Source organism: Klenkia soli, from assembly GCF_900103975.1.
GTDB lineage: Bacteria > Actinomycetota > Actinomycetes > Mycobacteriales > Geodermatophilaceae > Klenkia > Klenkia soli.
Genome location: NZ_FNIR01000012.1, coordinates 40,890 through 66,085 on the forward strand (window position 1 = coordinate 40,890; position 25,196 = coordinate 66,085).

General features: G+C 75.8%; 27 protein-coding genes. 16 read left to right on the forward strand and 11 right to left on the reverse strand.

The window, feature by feature from the left end; genetic code table 11:
* Positions 1-6: 6 nt before the first annotated feature.
* On the reverse strand, positions 7-1,128 hold the full coding sequence (locus tag BLS67_RS18050) for an MGDG synthase family glycosyltransferase (protein ID WP_165617650.1): 1,122 nt from the start codon (positions 1,126-1,128) through the stop codon (positions 7-9).
* 199 nt (positions 1,129-1,327) lie between these two features.
* Here BLS67_RS18050 and ppk2 point away from each other — a divergent pair, with 199 nt between their 5' ends.
* The 6 genes from ppk2 to BLS67_RS18080 all read left to right on the forward strand — a co-directional run bounded on the left by ppk2 (position 1,328) and on the right by BLS67_RS18080 (position 8,705).
* Positions 1,328-2,275 (forward strand): polyphosphate kinase 2, encoded by a 948-nt coding sequence (ppk2, locus tag BLS67_RS18055; RefSeq protein WP_165617661.1) that lies wholly within the window; start codon positions 1,328-1,330, stop codon positions 2,273-2,275.
* 20 nt (positions 2,276-2,295) lie between these two features.
* A complete protein-coding gene (locus BLS67_RS18060) occupies positions 2,296-3,102 on the forward strand; it encodes a hypothetical protein (protein WP_091247773.1) in 807 nt (268 codons plus the stop codon).
* A gap of 14 nt (positions 3,103-3,116) precedes the next feature.
* Positions 3,117-4,166: a Gfo/Idh/MocA family protein gene (locus BLS67_RS18065; protein WP_091247775.1), complete on the forward strand. Its 1,050-nt coding sequence runs from the start codon at positions 3,117-3,119 to the stop codon at positions 4,164-4,166.
* Complete coding sequence (locus tag BLS67_RS18070) at positions 4,163-4,642, forward strand: nucleoside deaminase (protein ID WP_091247777.1); 480 nt, start codon at positions 4,163-4,165, stop codon at positions 4,640-4,642. The genes BLS67_RS18065 and BLS67_RS18070 overlap by 4 nt, the downstream gene beginning before the upstream one ends.
* Positions 4,643-4,853: 211 nt before the next feature.
* Positions 4,854-6,800, forward strand: coding sequence for an HNH endonuclease signature motif containing protein (locus tag BLS67_RS18075; protein WP_091247780.1), 1,947 nt, complete (start codon positions 4,854-4,856; stop codon positions 6,798-6,800).
* Between the two features lie 120 nt (positions 6,801-6,920).
* Entirely contained in the window at positions 6,921-8,705 is a 1,785-nt protein-coding gene (locus tag BLS67_RS18080; RefSeq protein ID WP_091247782.1) for an RNA polymerase sigma factor, read from the forward strand.
* 72 nt (positions 8,706-8,777) lie between these two features.
* On the opposite strand, the gene BLS67_RS25080 is transcribed toward BLS67_RS18080, so the two are convergent.
* Together BLS67_RS25080 and BLS67_RS18090 are read right to left on the reverse strand one after the other, a co-directional pair.
* Positions 8,778-10,175 carry a cold-shock protein gene (locus tag BLS67_RS25080; protein WP_131801783.1) on the reverse strand — a complete coding sequence of 466 codons (1,398 nt, stop codon included), beginning with the start codon at positions 10,173-10,175 and terminating at the stop codon, positions 8,778-8,780.
* A gap of 70 nt (positions 10,176-10,245) precedes the next feature.
* A complete protein-coding gene (locus BLS67_RS18090; RefSeq protein WP_091247786.1) occupies positions 10,246-11,310 on the reverse strand; it encodes a lysylphosphatidylglycerol synthase transmembrane domain-containing protein in 1,065 nt (354 codons plus the stop codon).
* 156 nt (positions 11,311-11,466) lie between these two features.
* On the opposite strand from BLS67_RS18090, the gene BLS67_RS23515 reads away from it, so the two are divergent.
* Positions 11,467-11,709 carry a hypothetical protein gene (locus BLS67_RS23515; RefSeq protein WP_131801784.1) on the forward strand — a complete coding sequence of 81 codons (243 nt, stop codon included), beginning with the start codon at positions 11,467-11,469 and terminating at the stop codon, positions 11,707-11,709.
* Positions 11,710-11,762: 53 nt separating this feature from the next.
* Entirely contained in the window at positions 11,763-13,448 is a 1,686-nt protein-coding gene (locus BLS67_RS18095; RefSeq protein ID WP_091247788.1) for a ribonuclease J, read from the forward strand.
* Positions 13,449-13,503: 55 nt separating this feature from the next.
* Here BLS67_RS18095 and BLS67_RS18100 read toward each other — a convergent pair whose 3' ends face one another.
* A complete protein-coding gene (locus BLS67_RS18100) occupies positions 13,504-13,809 on the reverse strand; it encodes a hypothetical protein (protein WP_091247790.1) in 306 nt (101 codons plus the stop codon).
* Between the two features lie 129 nt (positions 13,810-13,938).
* Between BLS67_RS18100 and BLS67_RS18105 the strand changes: the two genes are divergently transcribed.
* The 6 genes from BLS67_RS18105 (at position 13,939) to BLS67_RS18130 (ending at position 18,729) form a co-directional block, all read left to right on the forward strand.
* Entirely contained in the window at positions 13,939-14,484 is a 546-nt protein-coding gene (locus BLS67_RS18105; RefSeq protein ID WP_242654176.1) for a sigma-70 family RNA polymerase sigma factor, read from the forward strand.
* A complete protein-coding gene (locus tag BLS67_RS18110; RefSeq protein WP_091247794.1) occupies positions 14,481-15,137 on the forward strand; it encodes an anti-sigma factor family protein in 657 nt (218 codons plus the stop codon). The genes BLS67_RS18105 and BLS67_RS18110 overlap by 4 nt, the downstream gene beginning before the upstream one ends.
* A 70-nt stretch (positions 15,138-15,207) precedes the next feature.
* Complete coding sequence (locus BLS67_RS18115; RefSeq protein WP_091247796.1) at positions 15,208-15,924, forward strand: CHRD domain-containing protein; 717 nt, start codon at positions 15,208-15,210, stop codon at positions 15,922-15,924.
* Positions 15,921-16,547: a class F sortase gene (locus tag BLS67_RS18120; protein ID WP_207500713.1), complete on the forward strand. Its 627-nt coding sequence runs from the start codon at positions 15,921-15,923 to the stop codon at positions 16,545-16,547. The genes BLS67_RS18115 and BLS67_RS18120 overlap by 4 nt, the downstream gene beginning before the upstream one ends.
* Before the next feature lie 15 nt (positions 16,548-16,562).
* A complete protein-coding gene (gene pdxY / locus BLS67_RS18125; RefSeq protein ID WP_091247798.1) occupies positions 16,563-17,426 on the forward strand; it encodes a pyridoxal kinase PdxY in 864 nt (287 codons plus the stop codon).
* Positions 17,427-17,520: 94 nt separating this feature from the next.
* Positions 17,521-18,729 (forward strand): MFS transporter, encoded by a 1,209-nt coding sequence (locus tag BLS67_RS18130; RefSeq protein ID WP_091247800.1) that lies wholly within the window; start codon positions 17,521-17,523, stop codon positions 18,727-18,729.
* Between the two features lie 42 nt (positions 18,730-18,771).
* Here BLS67_RS18130 and BLS67_RS23905 read toward each other — a convergent pair whose 3' ends face one another.
* Together BLS67_RS23905 and BLS67_RS18140 are read right to left on the reverse strand one after the other, a co-directional pair.
* Positions 18,772-19,464: a TIGR03943 family putative permease subunit gene (locus BLS67_RS23905; RefSeq protein WP_165617651.1), complete on the reverse strand. Its 693-nt coding sequence runs from the start codon at positions 19,462-19,464 to the stop codon at positions 18,772-18,774.
* On the reverse strand, positions 19,461-20,459 hold the full coding sequence (locus BLS67_RS18140) for a permease (RefSeq protein ID WP_207500714.1): 999 nt from the start codon (positions 20,457-20,459) through the stop codon (positions 19,461-19,463). The genes BLS67_RS23905 and BLS67_RS18140 overlap by 4 nt, the downstream gene beginning before the upstream one ends.
* A gap of 59 nt (positions 20,460-20,518) precedes the next feature.
* Between BLS67_RS18140 and BLS67_RS18145 the strand changes: the two genes are divergently transcribed.
* Positions 20,519-20,830, forward strand: a complete 312-nt coding sequence (locus tag BLS67_RS18145) for a DUF1490 family protein (protein WP_091247801.1) — start codon at positions 20,519-20,521, stop codon at positions 20,828-20,830.
* Positions 20,830-22,950 (forward strand): heavy metal translocating P-type ATPase, encoded by a 2,121-nt coding sequence (locus BLS67_RS18150; RefSeq protein WP_091247803.1) that lies wholly within the window; start codon positions 20,830-20,832, stop codon positions 22,948-22,950. The genes BLS67_RS18145 and BLS67_RS18150 overlap by 1 nt, the downstream gene beginning before the upstream one ends.
* An 18-nt stretch (positions 22,951-22,968) precedes the next feature.
* Here the strand turns inward: BLS67_RS18150 and BLS67_RS18155 are convergent, their stop codons facing one another.
* From BLS67_RS18155 to rpmB, 5 genes are all read right to left on the reverse strand, one after another.
* Entirely contained in the window at positions 22,969-23,370 is a 402-nt protein-coding gene (locus BLS67_RS18155; protein WP_207500715.1) for a GntR family transcriptional regulator, read from the reverse strand.
* Positions 23,367-24,335 (reverse strand): hypothetical protein, encoded by a 969-nt coding sequence (locus BLS67_RS18160; protein ID WP_091247805.1) that lies wholly within the window; start codon positions 24,333-24,335, stop codon positions 23,367-23,369. The genes BLS67_RS18155 and BLS67_RS18160 overlap by 4 nt, the downstream gene beginning before the upstream one ends.
* Positions 24,336-24,425: 90 nt before the next feature.
* Positions 24,426-24,641, reverse strand: coding sequence for a 30S ribosomal protein S18 (rpsR, locus tag BLS67_RS18165; protein WP_242654177.1), 216 nt, complete (start codon positions 24,639-24,641; stop codon positions 24,426-24,428).
* A complete protein-coding gene (gene rpsN, locus BLS67_RS18170; RefSeq protein WP_091247806.1) occupies positions 24,638-24,937 on the reverse strand; it encodes a 30S ribosomal protein S14 in 300 nt (99 codons plus the stop codon). The genes rpsR and rpsN overlap by 4 nt, the downstream gene beginning before the upstream one ends.
* Entirely contained in the window at positions 24,937-25,173 is a 237-nt protein-coding gene (rpmB, locus tag BLS67_RS18175) for a 50S ribosomal protein L28 (RefSeq protein WP_091247808.1), read from the reverse strand. Before rpmB ends, rpsN begins: the two co-directional genes overlap by 1 nt.
* Positions 25,174-25,196: the final 23 nt, after the last annotated feature.

The window sequence follows — 25,196 nt, forward strand, 5'->3', positions numbered from 1 at the left end:
CCCGGTTCAGGCCGCGGCCGGCACCCGCGCCCCGGTCAGCCGGTCCATCACCAGCGTGGCCGGGTCGGGGTGCCGCCGGCGCGGCCGGGGACGGGCGGCCGCCGCGACCACGGCGGCGGCCAGCTCGGCGCGGGTGGTCGTCCAGGGGGCGAGGCCGGCGTCGGCGAGGACCGCGGCGTTGGCCCGGCCGTGCCCGGGGATCGGCCGGTGGGTGATCATCGGCAGCCCGGCGACCAGCGCCTCGGTGCAGGACATCCCGCCGGCGTTGTGCACCAGCACGTCGGCGGCGGCCATCAGCTCGGGCACGTCGTCCCGCCACCCGAGCGCGACCACGCCGGGCAGCGCGGCCAGCCGGTCCCGCCGGGCCGCGTTGCGCCCGCACAGCACGACCGGTGCGGCACCGACCGCGCACAGGTCGGCCACCGTGGTCGCGACGTCGCCCAGGCCCAGGGACCCGGCGACGACCAGCGCGACCGGGTGCCCGCCGGCCAGCCCCAGCCCCAGCCCCAGCCCGGCACGCAACCGGGTCCTCGTCGTCGCCGGGACCGGCCGGGCGAAGCGGGCCGGCACCAGCGGACCGGCCACGGTCATCGGCACCCCGTAGCGCACCAGACCGTGCCGGGCGGTCGCCGCGGTGACGGTCAGGTGGTCGTCCACGGCCGGGTGCAGCCAGGTGCGGTGCACGGCCGGGTCGGTGAGGTAGGTCAGCACGGGGACGGCGAGCGTGCCCGCGGCCCGCAGGTCGCCGAGGGTCTGCGAGGCCAGCGGGTGGGTGGAGACGACGACGTCGGGTCCGGCCGCACGCACCCACGCCTCGACGGCCGGGCGGGCCGCGGTCGCCGTCCGGCGGGCCGCGCGGCGGAGCAGGCCGTCGCGTTCCAGGCCGCGGACCAGCAGGTCGAACGCGGCGGGGACGCGGTTGACGCACGGGCCGTAGGCATCGCCGACCACGCGGCGCAGCGGCCCGGGCAGCGCGGTCAGCAGGTCCTGCACCTGCACCGCGGCACCGGCCAGCCGCAGCCGTAGGGCCAGCTCGGCTGCAGCGGCGTCGTGGCCGGCGCCGACACCGGCGGACACGACGAGCACGCGGGGGCCGGTCGGGGGCGGGGGGGCCAGGACACGGCGCACGATCGTCTCCTCGGTGGTCGGGGCTCCACGACAGGCGACGCTGCACGGCCCGGGTCGACGGGTGGGGGTCGGCCGCTGACCGGTCGGCGAACAGCGCGTGGCCGGCCGGCGGGCCACGGCACCCTTCATCCCCCGTTCACCCGGGGATCGGCTGGCGGACGCCGGCTCCGTGGAGCATGCGGCGGTGCCCCCTCTGGACGTGCCCTCCGCTCCCCACTACGTCGCCGACCCCGACCAGCAGGAGCAGCTGGACGACCTGGCCGGCTGGCGGTTGGCCCCGCTCCCGGACGAGAACTCCGACGAGGACTGGGACGACGACCGAGAGCTGCTGGCCCCCGACGGCACCCTGGTGCAGACCTGGCGCGAGGACTACCCCTACGACACCCGCCTGGGTCGCCGCGAGTACGAGATCGAGAAGCGCCGCCTGCAGATCGAGCTGCTCAAGCTGCAGGGCTGGGTCAAGGAGACCGGGCATCGGGTGGTGGTCGTGTTCGAGGGCCGCGACGCCGCCGGCAAGGGCGGCACGATCAAGCGCTTCGCCGAGCACCTGAACCCCCGCGGCGCCCGGGTCGTGGCGCTGGACAAGCCGACCGAGCGCGAGCGCGGCCAGTGGTACTTCCAGCGCTACGTGGCCCACCTGCCCGCGGCCGGCGAGATCGTGCTCCTCGACCGCTCCTGGTACAACCGCGGCGGCGTCGAGCGGGTCATGGGCTACTGCACCGACGACGAGTACCAGCTCTTCCAGCGGCAGGCGCCGGAGTTCGAGCGGATGCTGGTCGACAGCGGCATCCGGCTGGTCAAGCTGTGGTTCTCGGTCTCCCGCGGCGAGCAGCGCACCCGGTTCGTCGTGCGGCAGATCGACCCGGTGCGGCAGTGGAAGCTCTCCCCCACCGACCTGGCCTCGCTCGACCGGTGGGCGGACTACACCCGGGCCAAGGAGGCGGTGTTCGCCGCCACCGACACCGACCACGCGCCGTGGACCGTCGTCCGCAGCAACGACAAGAAGCGCGCCCGGCTGGAGGCCATGCGGCACGTGCTGTCGGTGATGCCCTACACCGACCGGGACGAGGCGGTCGTCGGCACGCCCGACCCGCTGGTGGTCGTGTCGGCGCACGACGTGCTGGAGGCCGACGCCCGACCCGCCTGACGCAGGTACCGTCGGCGCCCATGGGGGCTCGACGGGGTGTCCTCGCCGTGCTGGCGGGGCTGGTGCTGGGTGCCCTCGGCGCGCCCGGCGTGGCCACGGCCGACACCGGGGTGGGCTACGACGTCTCCCACCCCCAGTGCGGCGAGCCGCTGCCGGCCGTCGCGGCCTTCGGCGTGGTCGGCGTCAACGGCGGGGTGGCCACGACCGGCAACCCGTGCCTGGCCGAGCAGCTGGCCTGGGCCGCGGGGCTGCCCGGGTCGCCGGGGCTGCAGGTCTACGTCAACACCGCCAACCCCGGTCGACTTGATCCGCTGCCCGGCACCTGGCCCGACACGGGCGACAGCCCCTACGGCAGCTGCCACGGCGACGCCGGACCGGCGTGCTCCTGGGTCTACGGGCAGGCCCGCGCCGTCGTCGACGTCCAGGGGTTCCTGCTGCCCGCCGCCGCGCGGGCCGGCGTCCCCGTGGTGGCCGCCGACGTCGTCTGGTGGCTGGACGTCGAGACGTCCAACACCTGGCAGACCGGGTCCGCCCGGGCCCAGGCGAACAACCGGGCCGCGCTCGAGGGCATGGTCGACCACCTGACCGCCTCCGGCGCGGAGGTGGGCCTGTACTCGACCGGCCAGCAGTGGCGCGAGATCGTCGGCTGGGTGCCGCCGGGCTCGCCCCTGCACGAGCTGGACAGCTGGCTGGCCGGCGCCCTGGACCCCCTCGGTGCCGCCGAGCTCTGCGGGCTCCCCGCCCTCGTCGGGGGTGGTGAGGTCGTGCTCGCCCAGTTCGTCACCGAGCTCGACGGCCGCCCGCTGGACCACGACCTGCCCTGCTGAGCAAGACTGCCGGCATGGACGACGGTGCGGTGCGGTGCGGCTTGGTGGGCTACGGGTTCGGCGGGCGGTACTTCCACGCGCCCCTGCTGGCGGCGGCGTCCGGGGTGGACTTCCTGGGCGTGGTGACGACGTCGGCGGAGCGGCGCGCCCTGGTGGCCGCCGAGCACCCGTCGGCGGCGTGCTTCGACTCGCTGCAGGCCCTGGTGGACGCCGGTGCCGAGGCGGTCGCGATCTCGACCCCGGCCGACACCCACAGCCCGCTGACCGACCAGGCGCTGGACCTGGGGCTGGCAGTCGTCTGCGACAAGCCGTTCGCCCTGGACGCCGGTGCGGCGCAGGCGTCGGTCGACCGCGCCGCGGCGGCCGGGCTGGCGCTGTCGCCGTACCAGAACCGCCGCTGGGACTCCGACTTCCTGACCCTGCGCCGGCTGGTGGCCGACGGGTCGCTGGGCGAGGTGCGCACGTTCGAGTCCCGGTTCGAGCGGCACTCGGACGGCGACGGTCCCGGCGCCGCCGGCGGTGGCACGCTGCGCGACTTCGGCAGCCACCTGGTCGACCAGGCGCTGGTTCTGCTCGGCCCGGTGGCGACGGTGTTCGCGCGCTGGTCGCTGCGCTCGACGGGCCTGGACGACGACGTCCTGGTCGTGCTGGACCACGTGGGCGGTGCGCGGTCGGTGCTGGGCGGCAGCTGGCGCTCGGGGGCACCGGGCCCGCGGTTCCGCGTGACGGGGACGGCGGGGTCCTACGTGGTGGGCGACGCCGTGCTCGAGAACGGCATGGGCGCGATGGACGGCCAGGAGTTCGCGCTGATCGCGGGTACCTCCCCCGCGGTCGAGGACTGGGGCACCGAGCCGGAGTCGGCGTGGGGCCGGCTGCAGCGCGGGGCGTCGTCGTCCGTGGTGCCCAGCGAGCGCGGGCGGTGGGACACCTTCTACCCCGCGTTCGCCGCCGCGGTCCGGGGCACCGGCCCGGTGCCGGTCGACCCGCGGGACGCCGTCGCGACCGCCCGGGTGCTGGACGCCGCGCGGCGCAGCGCCACCGAGGGCGGCGTGGTGTCGCTGTGAGCCTGACCGAGGTCGACCGCCGGCACCTGGCCCGCTGCGTCGAGCTGGCCGAGGAGGCGCTCGACGCCGGCGACGAGCCGTTCGGGTCGCTGCTGGTGGGCGCCGACGGCACCGTGCTGGCCGAGGACCGCAACCGCGTCGCCGGCGGCGACGCCACCCGGCACCCAGAGTTCGAGCTGGCCCGCTGGGCCGCCGAGAACGTGCCCGCGGCCGAACGCCCGGCGGCGACGGTCTACACCTCCGGCGAGCACTGCCCGATGTGCTCGGCCGCGCACGCCTGGGTGGGGCTCGGTCGCATCGTCTACGCCAGCTCGTCCGCCCAGCTGGCCGGCTGGTTGGCCGAGCTCGGGGTGGCGCCCGGCCCGGTGGCCACCCTGCCGGTGCGAGCCGTGGCGCCCGGCATCCCGGTCGACGGACCCGACGAGGAGCTGTCCGCCCGGGTGCGCCAGCTGCACGCCCGGCTGCACGGGAGCTGATCGACGCCGCCTCGGTACAGCGTTGATCAGGGGGGTGCACGGAACTCCCGCCTCCCCGGGCAGATCTGGTGCGGGAGGACGGACCACGGGGCGGGAGGACAGATGCAACCATCTCGTCACCGCGAGCAGCCCCGCTCCAGCAGGAAGTGTGCTGGTCAGCGGTGCGCTCGGGGGGCCCGGAACTGTCCTACCCCTCTGGTGGACTGGGTCCATGACGGCGACGGCGGAGCGGTTCTGGGTGGAGGTCACCCCGCGCCGTGCTGCCGTCCGCACCGATGGCCCGGTGGTGCTGCCGCGGTTGACCGGGCTGGCTGCGGCGGCTGGTCTGGAGGGTGCCGAGCTGGATGCGGAGTTGGCGTCGGTGCACCGGCAGATGTCGGCGCTGGCGGCGTACCAGGCCGGTCTGGTGGAGCGCAAGGCCACCCAGGGGGCTCAGCACCCGTTGCCGTTCGCGCCCGGTGCCCGCACCGACACCCGCCCCGACGCCGATGACCCGTCCCTGCAGGCGGCCGATGACTTCCTGCCCGAGGAGGTCGCGGTCCTGCTGAACATGTCGGTCGCCTCGGCCCGGTACCTCGTGGACGACGACCTGGCGCTGGTGCGGCAGCTGCCGGTGGTGTGGCATGCGTTGGCCGATGGCCGGATCGACGAGGCCCGGGCGAGGGTGATCGTGAAGGCGTTGCGCTACCAGGCCGCCTCGTGGGGTGGGCCGGTGGACGACACGGTGATCGATGCGATCGCCGCCCGCGGGGTGGAGTGGGCGGCGGCCGGGTGCCCGCCGACGACGTTGCGGGAGCGGATCGACGCTGCGTTGATCGCGGCTGATCCCGAGGCGGCGGATCGGCGGAAGGCGCTGCGCAAGCGGGAGGCCGGGGTGCGGGTGACCGGCACTGGTGACGGGTTGGCCGATCTGCGGGCCACGGACCTGGAGGCCGCCGACGCGAAGTTGGTGAAGGCGCAGCTGGGCGCCTTCGTGCGCAAGCTGAAGGCCGATGGGGACACCCGCCCGTCCGGGGAGATCGAGATCGAGCTGGTGGTCACGTTGCTGACCCGGCCGTGGGAGCAGCTGGACCCGGTGATCGCACACCTGACCATCAACGCCGACCTGGCCGACCTGCTGGTCCCCGACCTGAGCGACCTCATCGCCGACGCCGACAGAGCCGCTGAGAGCGACGCCGACAGCGACAGCGACACGGACGTCGACGTCCATCCTGGCTTCGGACCGACCGCCGACCCCGACGAAACCGCCGATGCCGACGGTGGGGATGTCGACGACGGCGACGTCGAGGCCTACGCCGCGCCCGCAGACGACGCCGGAGCCACGGCTGGGACCGCCGCTGCCCCGACCGGGGACGGGGGCGCGCGGCCGACCGACCCCGATGAACCCGATGACGGGACAGGTGTGCCCGTCGCATGGACCGGTGTGTCCGGAGCCGGGACCGCGGTGCCCGGTGCAGGTCCACCGGACGGGACCGGTGTGTCCACGGGAGGGACGAGTCTGCCAGCGGCAGGTCCGCACGGTGACCGGGCAAGTCTGCTCGCCGCGGGTCCAGGAGCCTGCAGGGGTGCGCAGGTGGGGCACGTGGATGGGCTGCCGGTCACCCCGGCCGCGGTCCGGTCCCTGCTGACCTGGATCGACGCCCTGGGCCTGACCCACCCCGACGGCGGCGGAGAGCTCGCCTTCACCATCACCGGCCACGGCGGTCGGCTGCTCGCCGTCGCCACCCCCGAGGAACTCGCCGCCGCCGCCAACGCCGGCCGCGGGATCGGACCACCACCAGCAGCACCGGGCTACACCCCCACAGCCGCCCAGTACCGGTACCTGCGCGCCCGCGACCGGCATTGCCGGTTCCCCGGCTGCCGCCAGGTCGCCCGAGCCTGCGACGCCGACCACGTCACCCGCTACGACCGCCACAACCCCGCTGCCGGCGGGCCCACCTGCGTCCGCAACCTGGCCATGCTCTGCCGCCGGCACCACCGGCTGAAGACCCACGCCCGCGGCTGGCGGTTCGCCGTGGACGCCGACGGCACCCTGCACGTCACCACACCCGGCGGCACCACCCGCACCACCCGACCACCAGCCATGGGCGAGGTCCTCGACCTCGAGACCGGACCCCCACCGCGCTACGACCCCGCCGACGACCCACCGCCCTTCTGACCTCACCGACCGCACGCCCTGAGCTCAGGACCTCGCGCACGGGCCGTCCCCGCCGCGACACGGGCGTTCCGGGTCGCGGGGGTCTCGACCACCGGGGCGGGGTCGAGTTCACTGGCGGCGATGGTCACCACGGGGGACGTCGCACGAGCGCAGTGGCGTGACCTGCTGCCCACCGCGTACCTCCTCACCGGCGACCAGGCCACCGCGCGGGGTCTCGTCGTCCGCACCCTGGCCCGCACCCGACGGGCCGACCCGGGCGACCGGGACGCCGCACTCGCGGCGCTGGTCGCCACGCACCGCAGCCGCTGGCGGACCACCGGCCGCACGACGATCCAGGGCGACACCCCGACCCCCTGGTGGGCCGCGCCGGAGGACGTCGCAGCCGCGCACCGCCTGGCCGACGAGCTGGCCGCCCTCGACCGCGACGAGCGCACCGCCGTCGTCCTCCGGTGGTCCGAGGACTGGCCACCCGACCGCGTCGCCGCGCTGCTGCCCGACGTCGACCCCGACGCCGTGGTCCGCCGGCTCACCGTCGACCCGGCCGACCTCCCCCGCCGGCTCGACGCCCTGGCCGCCCTCGCCGACCCGGCCGGGCTGGACGACGACGAGGTCGTCGCCGCCGTCCGCCGGGTCACCGGCCGACGCATCCGCCGCACGGCGCTCGCCGCCGCCTCGCTGGTGGCCGTCGTCGCCCTCGGCGTGTGGGCACCGACCGTCCCCACCACGGCCGGCCGCGGCGGAGCCGCCGGCACGAGCACCGCCGTGCGGACACCGGTGACCCCACCCCTCACCGGCCTCTTCGCCCTGCCCCCTCGCGGGTCGCTGGTCGACGACGACGAGCTGCTGGCGGGGCTCCAGCGGCGGATCACCGCCGACGGGGTGGCCGGCGAGGGCTACCGGGTCCTCTACGGCGACGACGTCGAGGGCGTGCGGGTGGTGCTGATGATGGACCCGGTCGGCCCCCGGGTCGACCTCGCGTGGTTGACCGGACCCGCCGGCGCGGACCCTGCCGACCTCGACGTCAGCCGGTTCGACGGCTCCTTCCCCGCGGCCGACACCGCGGTGGCCGTCTGGGTCGAGGACCCCGCCGGAGGGCCGGCCCGCCTGGTCGTCGTGACCGACGCGGGCACCGACGTCAGCGTGTCCACGGGCATCGACGTCGACCCGGTCACCGGCCTCGCCGGACGCTCCTACGCACCCGCCACCGCGACCGACGGCGTCGTCGCCCTGACCCTCGACCGGCCGAGCGGTCGGGGTGTCCGCCTCCGGGTCGACGCCGGCCGCGCGCTCGGCGACGGCCGGTCGCCCCTGGTCATCGGGCCCGACTGGTTCCCCGCCCCCGACGACGGACCGGGCCCACCGAGCCGCTCCGGCACCCCGACCGCCTCCCCGTACGCCTACGGGAGGGCCCTGGCCGACATCACCGCGGCGACCGGCTGGACCGCCGAGGACCTGGACGTCGTCGTGCTCGGCGCGGGGCCGGCCCCCGACCGCGGAGGGGGCGCGGAGGACGTCGTGAGCCTCGCCGTCGTCCTGCCCGGCGGGGGCGTGGTGACCACCACCGGCATGGGGGCCACCTCCTCCACCGCGACCAGCACCTGGAGCTCCTGGACCACCTGCGGCAGCAGCAGCTACCCCGCCGGCACCGACCCGGCGTCGCTGGTCGTGGCGGCCACCTGCCCGACGCCGTCCAGCGCGGCCACCGGCGAACGGGCCGCGCTGGTCACCGCCGTCCCCGGGCACGCCGTCGTGCTGACCGGCCCCGACGGCAGCACGATCACCCCCGAGCTGGTGGACGGGTTCGGCTGGGCCACCTACGTCGCCGCCCAGGACCTCGCCACCGCGACCGACGGCGGCGTCGTGTTCCCGGTGGCCGGTCCCTCGAACGACGCCCTGCTCGGCTGACCGGCCCGGCAGGACGCACGACGCCCCCGGGACCGGGTCCCGGGGGCGTCGGTGGTGCTGGTCGTGCAGGCGTCAGAGGGGCTCGACGGCGTCGGCCTGCGGGCCCTTCTGGCCGGGGCTGGCGGTGAACTGCACCCGCTGGCCCTCCTCGAGGTCGCGGTAGCCGCCGCGGTCGGCGATCGCCGAGAAGTGCACGAAGACGTCGTCGCTGCCGTCGTCGGGGGCGATGAAGCCGAAGCCCTTCTCGCCGTGGAACCACTTCACGGTGCCCTCCTGCCCACCCTCGATGGGCACCGGCACCGACCGGGCGGCACTGCGGGAGCGCTCGCGCGGGGTGGACCGACCGGGGTCGCGGCGCGCCTCGCGGCGGGCCGGGTCGCGGCGCGGCGGGGGGCCGGCGGAGTCCAGCGGCCGGACGACGTCGGCCTGCGGCCCGCGGTCGCCCTGGCTGGCGGCGAACTCCACCCGCTGGCCCTCCTCGAGGTCGCCGTAGCCGCCGTCGTCCTCGATGGCCGAGAAGTGCACGAAGACGTCGCGCGAGCCGTCGTCGGGCTCGACGAACCCGAAGCCCTTGTCGGCGTTGAAGAACCGCACCGTGCCCTGCGCCAGGCCCGAGCCGCCGCCGTAGCCGCCGGCCGGCGCACGCCCACCGCCCGCGGAGCCCAGGGGCTGCACGTGGGTGGCCTGCAGACCGCGGTCGCCCTGCGCTGCCTCGAACTCCACGCGCTGGCCCTCGTCCAGCGAGCGGTAGCCGCCGTCGTCCACGATCGCGGAGAAGTGCACGAAGACGTCGTCGCCGCCGTCGTCGGGCTGCAGGAAGCCGAAGCCCTTCTCGGCGTTGAAGAACCGCACGGTGGCCTGCGGCAGACCCGAACCGGTGGCCGGGGCGTCGTACCCGGAGTCGTACCCACCGCCGCCGGCGAGGGGCTCGACGTGGGTCGCCTGCAGACCGCGGTCGCCCTGCGCTGCCTCGAAGAGCACGCGCTGGCCCTCGTCCAGCGAGCGGTAGCCGCCGTCGTCCACGATCGCCGAGAAGTGCACGAAGACGTCGTCGCCGCCGTCGTCGGGGGTGATGAAGCCGAACCCCTTCTCGCCGTTGAAGAACCGCACCGTGCCCTCGGCGCCGCCACCGGCCGACCGCGGCTCCTCGCGTCGCGGGGCCTCCCGCCGGGGTGCCTCGCGACGGGGCGCCTCACGCCGGGGCGCCCGGTCGTCGCGGCGGACCTCGCGCGACTGCGAGCGGTCGACCTGCACCGGCGGGCCACCCAGGGGGCTCACCCGGTCGGCCTGCAGGCCGCGCTGGCCCGGGCTGGCCTCGTACTCGACCCGCGCACCCTCGTCCAGGCTGCGGAACCCACCGGACTCCTCGATGGCCGAGAAGTGCACGAAGACGTCCTCACCGCCGTCGTCGGGCCCGATGAAACCGAACCCCTTCTCGGCGTTGAACCACTTCACGAACCCCTGCGGCATGCCCTGCTCCTGCACTCGACTGCTCTGCGAAACCTGCGTCTGTCCGGCACCAGCGTCCCACCCGACGCGATCACCCCTCCGCAGGGTGCACCGGTCGCGGCGCCAGCACCAGGCACAGCGCCCCGATCGCGGCCAGCAGCCACAGGCTGACCAACCGGTAGACGACCACGGTGGGCACGGCCTGGGCGGCCGGCATGCCCGCGGCGACCAGCGCGGAGGCCAGCGCCGCCTCGACGACGCCGATGCCCCCGGGGGTCAACCGCGTGGAGGACACCAGCGCGCCGGCCGCCCAGGCCAGCACCACCCCCTGCCACGGCAGCCCGGAGCCCACGGCCAGCGCGGCGAGGCCCAGGGCGACGGCGTCCAGCACCCAGTTCATCAGCGCCAGCACCCCCGCCGCGCAGGCGTTGCGCACACCGGGGCGGATGGCACCCAGCGAGGTCAGCGCGTCCTCGACGGCCGGGCCGACGACCGCCGGGCGCAGCACCTTGAACCACCGCGACAGCGGCGCCAGCACGGCCATCAGCACCGTGACCACCAGGTGCTTGGCCTCGGGGCTGCGGGTGACCGCCAGCAGGGTCAGGACCGGGACGACGGCCGCGACCGACGCGACGGAGGCCACGACCGCCCCGGCCGTGCTGCCGGTGGCCGCCGAGCTGACCGCGACGACGCCGGCCAGGGCGACCGTCGAGCACACCCCGGAGACGGCGAGGGTCCAGCTGACCAGCACCGCGCTGTTGCCGAGGTCGCGCATGCGGCGGAACGCGTAGGCGACGCTGGCCGCCGACCCCGCCAGCGGCAGGCCGACCGCGATCGCGTTGCCGCCGTAGACCGTGGCCGTGAGGCTGCCCTGCGGTGCGGTGCCGCCGCCCGAGCGCAGCAGCAGCTGCTGCTGCCACACCAGGCACTGCATCGACAGCAGCTGGACGGCGGCCGCGGCGAACGCCCAGCGCAGGTCGGTGCCCGACAGCGTGCGGAACCACCCGACGACGGACTGCCAGAAGACGACGACGAGCACCACGGTGCCCACGGCCAGCACGATCCCGAGGGCGGGGCGCCACCACCGCGCCACCGGGCCGGGGGCGGGTGCGGCGCCGGGGCCGCCCGGGGTGTCCGGGTCGGGGCCGCTGGTCATCGGGAGGAACGGTAGCGACCCGGGTCGCGGGCCGGGGCCGGCCTGCCCCGCACGGGTGAGGCGCCCCGCCCACCGGCGACGGATCGTCGTGCGTTCTTCACCGTGCGCACACCCGGTGCTGGTCCGCCGCTGGCCCCGCCGGTCACACCATTCCCCGTGACCGCCACGGTTCCCGTCCTCGTCCGCCGACCACCCGCGCCAGCTGCCCGCACCGACCGGACGGTTCCCTGGGACGACGCCGGGTGGCAGGTGGTGACCGTGCTGCTGGGGCCGGTGGCCGCGCGCAACCCCGACGTGGCCATGGCGCTGCTGGCCGGCGCGGACGAGGCGGTCGCCGCCGGCCGCGCCCGGTGGCGGCGCTGCGCGTCGCTGCTCGTCGCGGGCCGCGCCCGGAGCTGACCCCCCGGGGCCGTCGCCCGGTCCTGTCGGTGGGTGCCCGTAGCGTGACACCCATGAGCCGCACGCACCCCGAGCTGAAGACCCCGCCGCCCCTCCCGGAGGGGGGCCTGCGGATCGTCGCGCTGGGTGGGCTGGGCGAGATCGGCCGCAACATGACGGTCTTCGAGTACGCCGGCAAGCTGCTGGTCGTCGACTGCGGCGTGCTGTTCCCCGAGGAGCACCAGCCCGGGGTCGACGTCATCCTGCCCGACTTCACCTCCATCCGTGACCGGCTGGACGACATCGAGGCGATCGTCCTCACCCACGGCCACGAGGACCACATCGGCGGCGTGCCCTACCTGCTCCGCGAGCGCCGCGACATCCCGCTGGTCGGCTCCAAGCTGACGCTGGCCTTCATCTCGGCCAAGCTCGAGGAGCACAAGATCAAGCCCGTGCTCCGCCAGGTCGGCGAGGGCGAGACGCTGCAGCTGGGCCCCTTCGAGACCGAGTTCCTCGCGGTCAACCACTCCATCCCCGATGCCCTGGCCGTGGCCATCCGCACGCCGGCCGGCCTGGTGCTGCACACCGGCGACTTCAAGATGGACCAGTTCCCGCTCGACCGCCGCATCACCGACCTGCGCGGGTTCGCCCGGCTGGGCGAGGAGGGCGTCGACCTCTTCCTCACCGACTCCACCAACGCCGAGGTGCCCGGCTTCACGATGAGCGAGGGCGACCTCATCCCCGCCATCGACACCGTGTTCCGCACCGCCCCCAAGCGGGTCATCGTCTCCAGCTTCGCCAGCCACGTGCACCGCATCCAGCAGGTGCTCAACGCCGCGCACGCGCACGGGCGCAAGGTGGCCTTCGTCGGCCGGTCGATGGTCCGCAACATGGGCATCGCCCGCGAGCTGGGCTACCTCGACGTGCCGCAGGGCCTCGTGGTCGACCTCAAGCAGATGGACAAGCTGCCGGCCGACCAGGTCTGCGTGGTCTGCACGGGGTCGCAGGGCGAGCCGATGGCCGCGCTGTCCCGCATGGCCAACCGCGACCACGTCATCCGCATCTCCGAGGGCGACACCGTCCTGATGGCCAGCTCGCTGATCCCGGGCAACGAGAACGCGATCTACCGCATCATCAACGAGCTCACCCGCTGGGGCGCGAACGTCGTGCACAAGGGCAACGCGAAGGTGCACGTCTCCGGCCACGCCAGCGCCGGCGAGCTCGTCTACTGCTACAACATCGTCAAGCCCCGCAACGTCATGCCGGTGCACGGCGAGTGGCGCCACCTCAAGGCCAACGGCGAGCTGGCGATCAAGACCGGTGTGCACCCCCGCGGGGTCGTGCTCGCCGAGGACGGCAACGTGGTCGACCTGGTGGGCGGCAAGGTCCGCATCACCGGCAAGGTCAGCGCCGGCAACGTCTACGTCGACGGCGCCACCGTGGGCGGGGCGACCGAGGCCTCGCTGAAGGACCGGCGCAACCTGGCCGAGGAGGGCGTGATCACCGTGGTCGCGATCGTCGACGCCGACACCGGCCTGCTGGCCGAGGCGCCCGACTTCCTGGCCCGCGGGTTCGTGCACGACGAGGACACCTTCGACGGCGTCGTGCCCCTGATCGAGAAGGCGCTGGCCAAGGCGGCCGAGGAGGGCGTGGGCGGCGCGCTCCAGCTCGAGCAGCTCATCACCCGGGCGGTCGCGACCTGGGCGCACCGCAACGGCCGACGCAGCCCGATGATCATCCCCGTCGTCATCGACGCCTGAGGAAGGACCCCCTCGCCCCCCACGACGCACGCCGCGGGGCCCTGCGAGGGGGCCTTCAGGCGGCGCGGCCGTACCAGGTGTCGAGGAGGTCGTGGCGCACGGCCGGGGGCAGCGCGCCCCAGCGCAGCAGGGCCGCGCGGGCGGGCAGCTGACTGGCCCTGGCCAGCCGGCCCAGCTCGCGGACCCGGTGCGCCGGGCTGGTCAGCGCCGACCGGGCACCGACGAGGCGGAGGGTGGCGACCGGCCCGGTGAGGGCCTCGCACAGGGAGTCGTACGCCGCCGTGATCGCGGCCTGGTGCGCGGGGTCGGACCAGTGCGGGCATCGCCCGGGGTGTCCGACGGAGGCTGCGTGAGCGCTCATGCCCGACTTATCGGTAGCGCACAGCCAGATCGTGACCACCCTGTGACCCGGTGGCGGTGAACGCGGGCGCACCGGCCGCCGTACACCCCGCGGACGACGGGGACGGGAGGGTGCGGCATGGTCGGTGGGGTGCGCACGCGACGCCTGAGGTCGGTCCCGGCACCGGCCGAGGTGTTCGACGCCCGGGCTGCCTACGCCGCCCACGGGCCCGAGCTGTACCGCTTCGCCCTGCGCCAGCTCGGTGACGACGGTGCTGCGCAGGACGTCGTCCAGGAGGTGTTCCTGCGCGCCTGGCGGGCCGCCGGCTCCTACGACCCGCAGCTGGCGAGCCTGCGCACCTGGCTGTTCACGATCGCCCGCAACGTGGTGGTGGACGAGGCCCGTCGGTTCGCCGTCCGCCCCTGGCAGCGGGACCTCGCCGACGACGTCGGCACCGACGTGCCGGTGGGCGGCGGGCTCGACGAGCGGGTCGTCGACACCTGGGTGGTCGAGGAGGCGCTCGGCCGGCTGGGCGTCGACCACCGGGTGGCGATCGTGCAGACCCACCTGCGCGGCCGGCCGCACGCCGAGGTGGCCGCCGAGCTCGGCATCCCGGTGGGCACACTGCGCAGCCGGGTGTTCTACGGGTTGAAGGCACTGCGGTTGGCGATGGACGAGATGGGGGTCGAGCTGTGAGCACGCACCGGGAGCTCCGCGAGCAGCTCGGCGTCTACGCCCTGGGGCACGGCGAGCCGGCCGAGCGGGCCGCGCTGCGCGCGCACCTCGACGGGTGCACCGACTGCCGGGCCGAGCTCGCGACCATCGCCCCGCTCCGCGACCGGCTGGCCGGGGTCGACCCCGATCGGCTCGACGAGCTCCCCGTCCCCCCGGTCGGGCTGGGTGACCGGGTGCTGGCCGGGATCGCCGCCGAACGCGTGGCCGTCCCGACCCGCCCGCACCGGCGTCGCCGGGTGCCGGCGGCCGCCGCGGCGGGGATCGCGGCGGCCGCCTTCGGGGTGGGGTGGCTGGTCCGCCCGGTGCCCGACCCGTTGCCGCTGGAGCCGGTCGCGGTGCAGGTCGCCGCGCCGCAGGTGCAGGCCACCGCCGACGTCGTCCCGCACACCTGGGGCATGGAGGTGCAGCTGCACGGCGAAGGCTTCACCGCGGGCGAGGTGTACCGCGCCCAGGTGACCGAGGACGACGGCCGCGTCGTGTCGGCCGGTGAGTTCCTCGGCACCGGGCCGGCGGAGATGGTGTGCAACCTGAACAGCTCGGTGCTGCGGGAGGACGCGGCGTCCTTCGCCGTCCTGGACAGCTCGGGCGCGGTGGTGCTCAGCTCGTCGCTGTAGGCGGTGAACGCGGAGCGGGTGGGCGCCGTATGCCCCGGGGACAGCGACCACCGAGCACTGGAGCCCGACGATGTCCCGCACCCGCACCGCACTCCTCCGCACCGCCGTCGTCACCGGCGCGGCCGGCGCCCTGGCCCTCACCGCCGTCGGCCCCGCGTCCGCCGAGACCGAGGTCGCCGAGCCGGCCACCTTCACCAGCGCGTTCACCGCGATGGCCACCCCGGACATGGTGATCAACAACGACGGGGTGGCCACGCCGGGCGAACCGGGCGCCAGCGGCACCTTCACCTACCGGATCAACTCCGACACCGAGGTGATCTGCTACGACATCTCCCTGACCGGGGTCACCCCGCCCTACCAGTCGCCGGCGAAGACCGCGACGCACATCCACCAGGGCGACGCCGGCCAGGCCGGCCCGCCGCGGATCGCGTTCCCGAACCCCGAGGACGACGGCAGCGGTCGGCTGGTGAGCTCCGGCTGCCTCCAGGGCCCCTTCACCACCGGGGTCGCACCCGACGGCACCGACACCGGGCAGGGCTTCACCCTCGACCAGATCGAGGCCGACCCGTCGTCGTTCTTCACCGACACCCACACCTCGGCCTACGCCGCCGGCGCCGTGCGCGGGCAGCTGGTCGAGATCCCGGTCGGCGGCGTCGAGACCGGCGCCGGTGGCACCGCCGCGGCGGGGTCGAGCACCTCGACGCCGCTCGTGGCTGCGCTGGGCGGCACGGCGCTGCTGGCCGCCGGTGGCGCGGTGGCCCTCCGCCGCCGGGTGCAGCAGCAGTGACCACCCGCGGGTTCCGCCCCCTCGTGCTGGCCGTCGGGGCCGTGCTGGCGCTGTCGGCCTGCGCGGGGACGGCGGAGCCCGCGGCCGCACCACCTCCGTCGTCCGCCGCGACCCCCTCCCCGGGACCGGCGACCGCCGTCCCCACCTCTGCCCTCACCCCCGTCCTCGACCCGGCGTCGGTGCCGGCGCCGACCGCGGTGTCGATCCCGGCGCTGGGGGTGCAGCAGGACCTGATCGGTCTCGGCGTGGCCGACGACGGCACCGCCGAGGTGCCCGCCGACTTCGACGACGTCGGCTGGTTCACCCCCGGTGGCCGACCCGGCGCCCGCGGGCCGACGGTGCTGATGGGCCACGTCGACTCCACCACCGGCCCGGCGGTGTTCTACGCACTGCGCGACCTGGCGCCCGGCGACACCGTGGAGCTGACCACCGCCGACGGCTCGACGCCGACCTACACGGTCACCGGCACCGAGCAGGTCGCCAAGGACACGTTCCCGACCGCGGCGGTCTTCGGCGCCACCACCGACGACGTGCTCCGGTTGATCACCTGCACCGGGGCGTTCGACGCCGGCGCCCGCAGCTACACCGACAACCTCGTGGTGACGGCGGTCCGCACCGGCTGAGTAGGGTCGCCGCCCGTGGCGAACGTCCTCTCGATCCAGTCCCACGTGGCCTACGGGCACGTCGGCAACGCCTCCGCGGTGTTCCCCCTGCAGCGCCTGGGGCACGAGGTCTGGCCGGTGCACACCGTCCAGTTCTCCAACCACACCGGCTACGGGTCGTGGACCGGGCGGGTCTTCGACGGGCAGGCCGTCGACGAGGTGGTCGACGGGATCGCCGAGCGCGGGGTGCTGGGCACCTGCGACGCGGTGCTGTCGGGCTACCTGGGCTCGGCCGACATCGGGCACGCCGTCGTCGGCACGGTCGCGCGGGTGCGCGCGGCCAACCCGTCCGCCGTCTACTGCTGCGACCCGGTGATCGGCGACGTCGGCCGCGGCGTGTTCGTCCGGCCCGGGATCGCCGAGTTCATGCGCGACGTCGCCGTCCCGGCCGCCGACGTCGTCACCCCCAACCACTTCGAGCTGGACCTGCTCACCGGCCGGACGACGACCACCCTGCCGCAGGTCCTCGACGCCGTGGCGGCGCTGCAGGCCACCGGCCCGCGCGTGGTGCTGGTGACCAGCCTGGACGTCGAGGACACCCCGGACGACGCGGTCGACCTGCTTGCCGCCGAGGCCGGGCGGGCGTGGCGGGTGCGCACGCCCGAGCTCGGGCTCTCGGTGAACGGCGCCGGCGACGCGATCGCCGCGCTGTTCCTGGCGCACTGGATGTCGACCGGGTCGGCCGCGCAGGCGCTGGGGTCGGCGGCGGCGTCGGTCTTCGGGCTGCTGCGCATGACCGCCGAGGCCGGCAGCCGGGAGATCCTCACGGTCGCCGCGCAGGAGGAGTTCGTCTCCCCCACCCGCACGTTCGAGGTCGTCGAGGTGCACGGCGCAGAGTAGGACGCCCGACCAGGACGGTTGACCCACACTGGTTGCGTGGGTCACCCTCACCGCACCGGCGCCCAGCAGGACGCCCGCCGACGAGGAGCCCGGGATGACCGATCGAGACACGGCCGCTCCCCGCACGACGGCGGGCGCCACCGCCCTGGTCGTCGCGTTCTGCGCCCTGGTCGCCGCCACGCAGGTGCTGTGGCTGACCTTCGCCCCGGTCACCGACGAGTCGGCCCGCGCCCTGGGGGTGGGCACCGGGGCCATCGCCAACCTGGCCGCGGTCAACCCGCTGGTCTTCGTCCTGCTCGCGGTGTCCGCCGGGCGCTGGCTGGACCGCAGACTGGTCCAGGCGCTCACCGCCGGTGCCGCGCTGACGGCGCTGGGGGCCGTGGTGCGGGCCGTCGACGTCCACTCCTACGGCGTGGTCCTCGGCGGCCAGCTGATGGTCTCGGCCGGGCAGCCGCTGGTGCTGGGGGCGACCACGGTGCTCGCCGTCCGCTACGTCGCCCCGGCCGCCCGCACCGCCGCCATCTCGGCGGCCAGCGCGGCGCAGTTCGTCGGCATCCTGGTGGCCGCCCTGGTCGCCGGTCCCGTGGTCGACGCGGTGGGCCTGCCCGGGCTGCTGCGCGCCGAGGCCGTCGCCGTGCTCGCGGTCGGGGTGGTGTTCGTCGTCCTGGTGCGCCGCGTCCCCGCCCGCGGAACGCCCCCGGCCGCCGTCGCACCCGGTGCACCCGGGCTCCTGCGCGACCGGCTGCTGGTGGGCCTGGCCGTCATGCTGTTCGTCGGCGTGGGGGTGTTCAACGCGGTCGCGACCTGGCTGGACCCCGTGCTCGGCGACCTGGGTCGTCCGGGGCTCGCCGGACCGCTGATCGCGGGCATGACCGTGGCCGGCATCGCCGGTGCGGCATCCCTGCCCGCCTGGGCCGCCACCCGCGACCGGCGGCGGGTCGTGCTGCTGGCCGCCGCCCTGGCCAGCGCCGGCGGCTTCGCGGTCGCGGCCGTCGTGCCCGCCGGCGCGGCCACCGGCGTCCTGCTGGTCGTCCTGCCGCTGGTCGGGTTCGTGCTGCTCGCCGGCCTGCCGGTCGCCCTCGAGTGGGCCGAGCTGCACGTCGGGGCCGACCGTGCCGCGCGGGCCACCAGCCTGCTGCTGCTGGCCGGCAACGCCGGTGGGGTGGTGTTGGTGCTGGCGGTCGAGGTCGCCGGCGGTCGCGCCGCACCGACCCTGCTCACCCTGGCGCTGCTCTCGCTGCCGGCCGTGGCCGCCGCGTGGTCGCTCCCCCGCCGGGCCACCTCCGCCGCGGCTCCCCGATGACGAGCTCGACCACGACGCGGCCTGGGCCGGGCAGCGGGTCGCTCAGTCCTCGTAGCCGTCGGCCGGCGCGGGGACCGGCGTGACCGTGTCCGGCGTCAGGGTGGGCTCGGGGTAGCCCAGACCGGGGTGCGGCGACGACGGGGCGTAGCGGCCCACCACCTCCACCCACTGGTCGGCCGTGCCGTGCACGTCGCCGTCGAGCACCACCTGGACGGCGGTCGCGTCGGCCGCGCAGCAGGCGATGCGGATGCGCGCGAGGTACCAACCCCCGCCCTCGCGGGGGGACAGGAACCCGACCAGCCGGATGGTGCGTCCCTCCAGCGGGGAGGTGTCGGTCTGCTGGGTGCGGATCGCGTACCCCGACAACGTCATCGTGCGGTGGTCCGCACCCGGGTCGTCGGCCCCGATCCCGAGCGGCACCTCGGTGGCCGGTGCGCTGACCGGGGCGGCCTGGCGCTGGGCGGTGAAGGCGCCCAGCGGTCCGGGCGCGACGACCAGCAGGACGGCCACCGGCGCCACCAGCAGCCAGGCGACCCGCGGGCCCGGGTGCTCCGTGGTCCCGGGCCGGCCGCGCAGCACGCCGAGCACGCCGACCGCCAGCACCGCGGCACCCGCGGCGACCAGCAGCGGGCGGAACCCGGCCTGGACGTAGGCCAGGTACCCCTGGCCCAGCGCCACCCGCAGCGTCACCCCGCCCAGCAGCACCAGCAGCAGGTGCTGCGTCAGCCGGTTCACAGCAGCCACCAGCCGACCAGCGACGCCGAGGCGACCGCGACGCCGAAGGTGACCGGCGCGAACCGGACGGCGAAGCGGGACCTGAACGTGCCGGCCTGCAGGGCCACCAGCTTGACGTCGACCGCCGGTCCGACCACCAGGAAGGCCAGCCGCGCGGTGAGGGAGAACGAGGTCAGCCCGGCCGCGACGAACGCGTCGGCCTCCGAGCAGATGGCCAGCAGCACGGCGAGGGCGGCCAGCACGAGCACCGCCAGCACCGGTTCGGCGGCCAGGGCGTCCAGCCAGGCCCGGGGCACCAGCACGTTCAGCGCGGCCGCGGTCAGCCCGCCCACGACCAGGAACCCGCCGGCGTGCACCAGGTCGTGCTGCACCACGCCGAGGAACGCCGCCGCGCGACCGTCGCCGGGCGGGTGCTCGTGGCGGGTCGGCAGCCGCAGCCACTCCCCCCGCCCGAACGCCGTCCACAGCCAGCCCATCACCAGCGCCACAGCCAGCGAGGCCACGAACCGGGCGACGACCACCGCGGGGGCGTCCGGGAAGGCGACCGCGGTGGCCACCAGCACCACCGGGTTGATCGCCGGTGCCGAGAGCAGGAACGCCAGCGCCGCGGCCGGGGTGATGCCGCGGCGGACCAGGCTGCCGGCCACGGGCACCGACGCGCACTCGCACCCGGGCAGCACCAGACCGGCGGCCCCGGCGACCGGTACCGCCAGCGCCGGACGCCGGGGCAGTGCCCGGGCGAAGAACGAGGCCGGGACCAGCGTGCTGATCGCCGCCGACAGCAGGACGCCGAGGACCAGGAACGGCAACGCCTGCAGGCACACCGCCACGAACACCGTCGACCAGGCCTGGACGACCGGCGCGTCGAACGCCCCGGGGAGGAGGAACCGGGCGGCCACGACGAGCAGGAGCAGGACCACCAGCACGTCGGTGGAGCGCACACGGTGCCCCGTGACCTGCGCCTCGTCCAGCACCCGGCTCTCCTCCATGAACATGGTTCCCAGTACCGTGTCGGCGCACAGCGTCGCACGCCGAACCAGGACGAGGAGTCCCCGTGGCCGAGTCGAAGAAGTCCCGCACCGCCGGGGCCGGGTCCCTGCTCCGCAAGGCCGTGGGCACGGTCGCCACCGGCGTCGTCGGGGTGGTGGTGGTCCGCGCGGCCGAGCGCGGGGAGTCCGGCAGCCTGCCGTCGAAGGTCGCCGTCGGCGCCACCAAGCTCGGCATCCTGGGCGCCCGGCGGGCCGAGAAGGCCGTGGAGAAGGCCCGCCTGGCCGCCGGCGACGTCCGCGCCAAGGCCTACGCCGACCTGGGCGAGCAGGCCCCGCCGCCGGCCGACCGCTCCGCCGGGCACGACCACAGCCACTGATGCTCGTCGCCGACGCCGGCGGTCGTCTGCGGCTGGCCGTCCCCGAGCTCGTCGGGTCCCCGTCGCGGGCCGTGCTGGTCGAGGACGCCCTCGACGAGGTGCCGGGCGTGCTCGCCGTCCAGGCGTTCCCGGTGACCGGGCACGTCGTCGTGTGGACCGCTCCCGGCACCGACCGGGAGGCCGTCCTGGCCGCGGTGGTCGAGGCGTCCACCCGTCCGGCCGACGCCGTCGTGGCCCGCCGTCCCCGGTCGGCCGACGTCGGCAACGGCGAGCTGCTGCGGATCGCCGTCGGCGGGGCGGCGCTGGTGCTGCTCGGCGTCCGCCGCTACGTGCTGGGCCGGCCCCCGGTGCTGTCCGGGCAGTCGCGGCTGGCCGCCACCGCGGTCACGGTCTTCACCGGGTACCCGTTCATGAAGGGTGCCGTGGGCGCCCTCACCGGTCAGCGCACCGCCGGCACCGACGCGCTGGTCACGGCGGCGACGGTGGCCAGCCTGCTGCTGCGCGAGAACGTCGTCGCGCTGACCGTGCTGTGGCTGCTCAACATCGGCGAGTGGCTGCAGGACCTCACCCTGCGGCGCACCCGCAACGCCATCTCGGCCCTGCTGGCCGGCACCGAGTCCACCGCCTGGGTCCTCGCCGCCGAGGGCGTCGAGCAGCAGGTCGACCTGGCCCGCCTGCGCGTCGGTGACCTGGTGGTCGTGCACGAGCAGGCGACGATCGCCGTCGACGGCGAGGTGGTCGAGGGCGAGGGCGTGGTCGACCAGGCCGCGATCACCGGCGAGCCGCTGCCGGTCACCGTGCGGGCCGGTTCGGTCGTGCACGCCGGGTCGGTGAACCTGCGCGGGCGGATCGTCGTCCGGGCGTCGGCCACCGGTGCCGACACCGCGATCGGCCGGATCATCGCCAGGGTCGAGCAGGCCCAGGACGACCGGGCACCGATCCAGACCGTCGGCGACGAGTTCTCCCGGCGCTTCGTGCCCGCCTCCTTCGCGCTGGCCGCGGCCACCTGGCTGGTCACCCGGGACGTCCGCCGCGCGATGACCATGCTGCTGGTCGCCTGCCCGTGCGCGGTCGGCCTCTCGACCCCCACCGCCGTCAGCGCCGCCATCGGCAACGGCGCCTCCCGCGGGGTGCTGATCAAGGGCGGCGCCCACCTCGAGGCCGCCGGCCGGGTGGACGCCGTCGTGTTCGACAAGACCGGCACGCTCACCGTCGGCCGCCCGGTGGTCACCAACGTCGTCTCCTTCGACGCGGGGTGGACGCCGGAGCAGGTGCTGGGCTACGCGGCGTCGTCGGAGATCCACTCCCGGCACCCGCTGGCCCAGGCGGTGATCCGCTCCACCGAGGAGCGGCACGTGTTCATCCCGCCGCACGAGGAGTGCGAGGTGCTGCTCGGGCTGGGCATGCGCACGCAGGCCGACGGCCGGGTGCTGCTGCTGGGCAGCGAGGCGCTGATGGCCGCCGAGGGCGTCCCGGTGCCCGCCGACGCGGTGCGGTGGCTGGCCGACCTGCGGGCGCAGACCGAGACGCCGCTGCTGCTGGCGGTCGACGGCGAGCTCGTCGGGCTGGTCAGCCTGCGCGACGAGATCCGGCCCGAGACCCCGGAGGTCCTGGCCCGGCTGCGGGCGACCGGGGTGCGGCGGATCGTGATGCTGACCGGCGACCACGCGACCGCGGCCGCAGCGGTGGCGGCCGAGCTGGGCATCGACGAGTGGCGCGCCGAGGTGCTGCCCGAGCACAAGCAGGACGTCGTCCGCGCCCTGCAGGCCGAGGGTCACGTGGTCGCCGTGGTCGGCGACGGCACCAACGACGCCCCGGCCCTGGCCAGCGCGGACATCGGCATCGCCATGGGCGTCTCGGGCACCGACGTCGCGGTGGAGACCGCCGACGTCGCGCTGGTCGGCGACGACCTGCGGCACCTGCTCGACCTGCGCGACCTGGGCGGGCGCACCCTGCACATCGTGCGGCAGAACTACGGCATGTCGATCGCGGTCAACGGCGTCGGCCTGGTGGTCGCCGGCGGCGGGGCCCTGTCGCCCGTGCTCGCGGCGGTCCTGCACAACGCCAGCTCGGTCGCGGTGGCCGCCAACAGCGCCCGGCTGGTCCGCTACCGCCGCTGAGCCCCCGCTCCCCGATGATCACGGTGGGGGGTGGAGGAGGGCCGCGCGGAGCGCCGAGACCAGCTGCTCGTCGGTCCAGCCGGCGGCCCGGCCCACCCGCACCAGGTCGGCGGCCGCACCGGCGACCAGGTCCGCGGAGGCGTCCGGACGGCGGTCCACCGGGCCGGCCACCACCGTGCCGGTGCGCCTGCGGGACACCACCACGCCGGTCGCCTCCAGCTCGCGGTAGGCCCGCGCCACCGTGCCCACCGCCAGCCCCAGGTCGGCGGCCAGGGCGCGGGCGGCGGGCAGCCGGTCACCGCGCACCAGCTGCCTGGCCGTGACCAGCGCGGTCACCTGGGCGCGCAGCTGCTCGTAGACCGGCACCGGCGACGTGACGTCCACGCGCAGGACCAGGCTCCCGGCATCGGTGGCGGTCACGGCAGCCCCGCCGGGACCGCGGCCGGCGGCGGGCCGGACGGCGCCGGTGGCACCGGGCGGAGCCGCGGCGCCGGGACCGCGAGCAGCGCGATGCCGGCCAGTGCTGCGAGCCCGCCGACCGCCGCACCGACCGTGGCGAGCACCTCCAGCAGGGGGTTGCCGCCCACCACGAACACCCGGTCGTCGACGCCGGCGGCGGTGCCGTGCGCCACCGAGCGCAGGGCCAGCGAACCGAAGGCGAGCAGCCCGCCCAGTTCCACGAGCACACCGGCCGACGCGCCCCGCAGGATCCGGTGCACCGACGCCGCGCGCAGCACCACCTCCGCGGACCCGTCGCCCGGGACCGCTGCCCGGGTCAGGGCGGTGCGCACGGCGAGGACGACCAGGACGACGAGGAGCACGAGGCCCACCAGCACCGGGGCGGCGTAGACGGCCCCCGGGTAGGGCCCGGCGGCCGAGGGCCCGACCGAGCCGAGCCCGTCGGGCAGCACGTGCACCGCCCCGGCGATCGACCGCCCGTCCGGGGCGGCCGTGGCCATCCCGGTCACCGCGACCCCGGCGGCCCCGGCCACGGAGAGGACCAGCACCGCCCGCATCCGCCGCGCCGGCACCGGGAACCGCCGGGGCGCCAGCGAGGCCGTGCGGACCGCACCGCGCGGCCGCGGCCAGGCCGACTCCGCCACCCAGAGCACCGCGGTGTGCACGGCGGCGAACGCGAGGGGGGCCAGCGCGACCGACACCCCGGGCCCGAGACCGGCAGCGGGATCGGCGAGGCCGACCAGCACCGCTGCGGCCGACCCGGCGAGCAGCGCGAACCCACCGGCCCCCGCGCCGTGCCGTCGAGCGTCGGCCACCTGCGGGTCGAGCTGCCGCCGGCGGACGGCGGTCGCGGCGAGCCCCACGACGAGCGCGGACGCGGCCAGCACGACGAGCACCAGCGGCACCGAGGTGGACAACCCGGCCATGACGCCTCCCGACCAATGAACCAATGCATTAGTACATTGATCGCGACCGGACCGCCTGTCAAGACCCACCTCTCCGGTGCGGGAGCGGAGTCAGCGGCCCCTCGACGGGTAGGGCAGCAGCGCCATTTCGCGGGCGTTCTTGATCGCCCGCGAGACCTCGCGGTGGGCCTTCGGCTCCAGGCCGGTCACCCGCCGCGCGCGGATCTTGCCGCGGTCGCCGACGAAGGTGCGCAGCAGCTGGGCGTCCTTCCAGTCGACCGGGCCGTCGAGACGGCGCGTCCTCCGGGGCCGCGGCGGGGGCTTCACCAGCTGGCCTTGGTGACGCCGGGCAGCTCGCCGCGGTGCGCCATCTCGCGGAAGCGGACGCGGGAGAGCCCGAACGCCCGCAGGTACGCCCGCGGGCGACCGTCGGCGACGTCCCGGTTGCGCACCCGGGTGGCCGAGGAGTCGCGGGGCAGCTTCTGCAGGGCGGCCACGGCGGCGGCCCGCTCGTCCGGGGACCCGGTGCGCAGCTGCTCCTTCAGCTCGGCGCGCCGTGCCGCATGGCGCGCCACGACGGCCTTCCGCTGCTCGCTCTTGGCGATCATCGAGGTCTTGGCCATCAGCCGGCCGCCCGCTCGCGTCGCACGCGGGCCCAGACGGCCTCGATGCCCTGGGCGTCGATGGTCTTGATGCCACGGGTCGAGACGGTCAGCCGCACGAACCGGTGCTCGCTGGGCACCCAGAAGCGGCGGCGCTGCAGGTTGGGGTCGAAGCGGCGGCTGGTCCGCCGGTGGGAGTGGCTCACGGCCTTGCCGAACGTCGGACGGCGACCGGTCACCTCGCAGTAGGTGGTCATGGCGGAGGACCCTACATGAGAAT

What these genes read in the sequence shown, in the direction of transcription:
- BLS67_RS18100 (WP_091247790.1), bottom strand. Translation starts at nt 13,809, where the DNA reads ATGAGCGCTCACGCAGCCTCCGTCGGACACCCCGGGCGATGCCCGCAC.
- BLS67_RS25080 (WP_131801783.1), bottom strand. Translation starts at nt 10,175, where the DNA reads ATGCCGCAGGGGTTCGTGAAGTGGTTCAACGCCGAGAAGGGGTTCGGT.
- BLS67_RS18065 (WP_091247775.1), top strand. Translation starts at nt 3,117, where the DNA reads ATGGACGACGGTGCGGTGCGGTGCGGCTTGGTGGGCTACGGGTTCGGC.
- BLS67_RS18080 (WP_091247782.1), top strand. Translation starts at nt 6,921, where the DNA reads ATGGTCACCACGGGGGACGTCGCACGAGCGCAGTGGCGTGACCTGCTG.
- BLS67_RS18075 (WP_091247780.1), top strand. Translation starts at nt 4,854, where the DNA reads ATGACGGCGACGGCGGAGCGGTTCTGGGTGGAGGTCACCCCGCGCCGT.
- BLS67_RS18160 (WP_091247805.1), bottom strand. Translation starts at nt 24,335, where the DNA reads ATGGCCGGGTTGTCCACCTCGGTGCCGCTGGTGCTCGTCGTGCTGGCC.
- BLS67_RS18150 (WP_091247803.1), top strand. Translation starts at nt 20,830, where the DNA reads ATGCTCGTCGCCGACGCCGGCGGTCGTCTGCGGCTGGCCGTCCCCGAG.
- rpmB (WP_091247808.1), bottom strand. Translation starts at nt 25,173, where the DNA reads ATGACCACCTACTGCGAGGTGACCGGTCGCCGTCCGACGTTCGGCAAG.
- BLS67_RS18090 (WP_091247786.1), bottom strand. Translation starts at nt 11,310, where the DNA reads ATGACCAGCGGCCCCGACCCGGACACCCCGGGCGGCCCCGGCGCCGCA.
- rpsN (WP_091247806.1), bottom strand. Translation starts at nt 24,937, where the DNA reads ATGGCCAAGACCTCGATGATCGCCAAGAGCGAGCAGCGGAAGGCCGTC.
- BLS67_RS18095 (WP_091247788.1), top strand. Translation starts at nt 11,763, where the DNA reads ATGAGCCGCACGCACCCCGAGCTGAAGACCCCGCCGCCCCTCCCGGAG.
- BLS67_RS18060 (WP_091247773.1), top strand. Translation starts at nt 2,296, where the DNA reads ATGGGGGCTCGACGGGGTGTCCTCGCCGTGCTGGCGGGGCTGGTGCTG.
- BLS67_RS18140 (WP_207500714.1), bottom strand. Translation starts at nt 20,459, where the DNA reads ATGTTCATGGAGGAGAGCCGGGTGCTGGACGAGGCGCAGGTCACGGGG.
- BLS67_RS18115 (WP_091247796.1), top strand. Translation starts at nt 15,208, where the DNA reads ATGTCCCGCACCCGCACCGCACTCCTCCGCACCGCCGTCGTCACCGGC.
- BLS67_RS18130 (WP_091247800.1), top strand. Translation starts at nt 17,521, where the DNA reads ATGACCGATCGAGACACGGCCGCTCCCCGCACGACGGCGGGCGCCACC.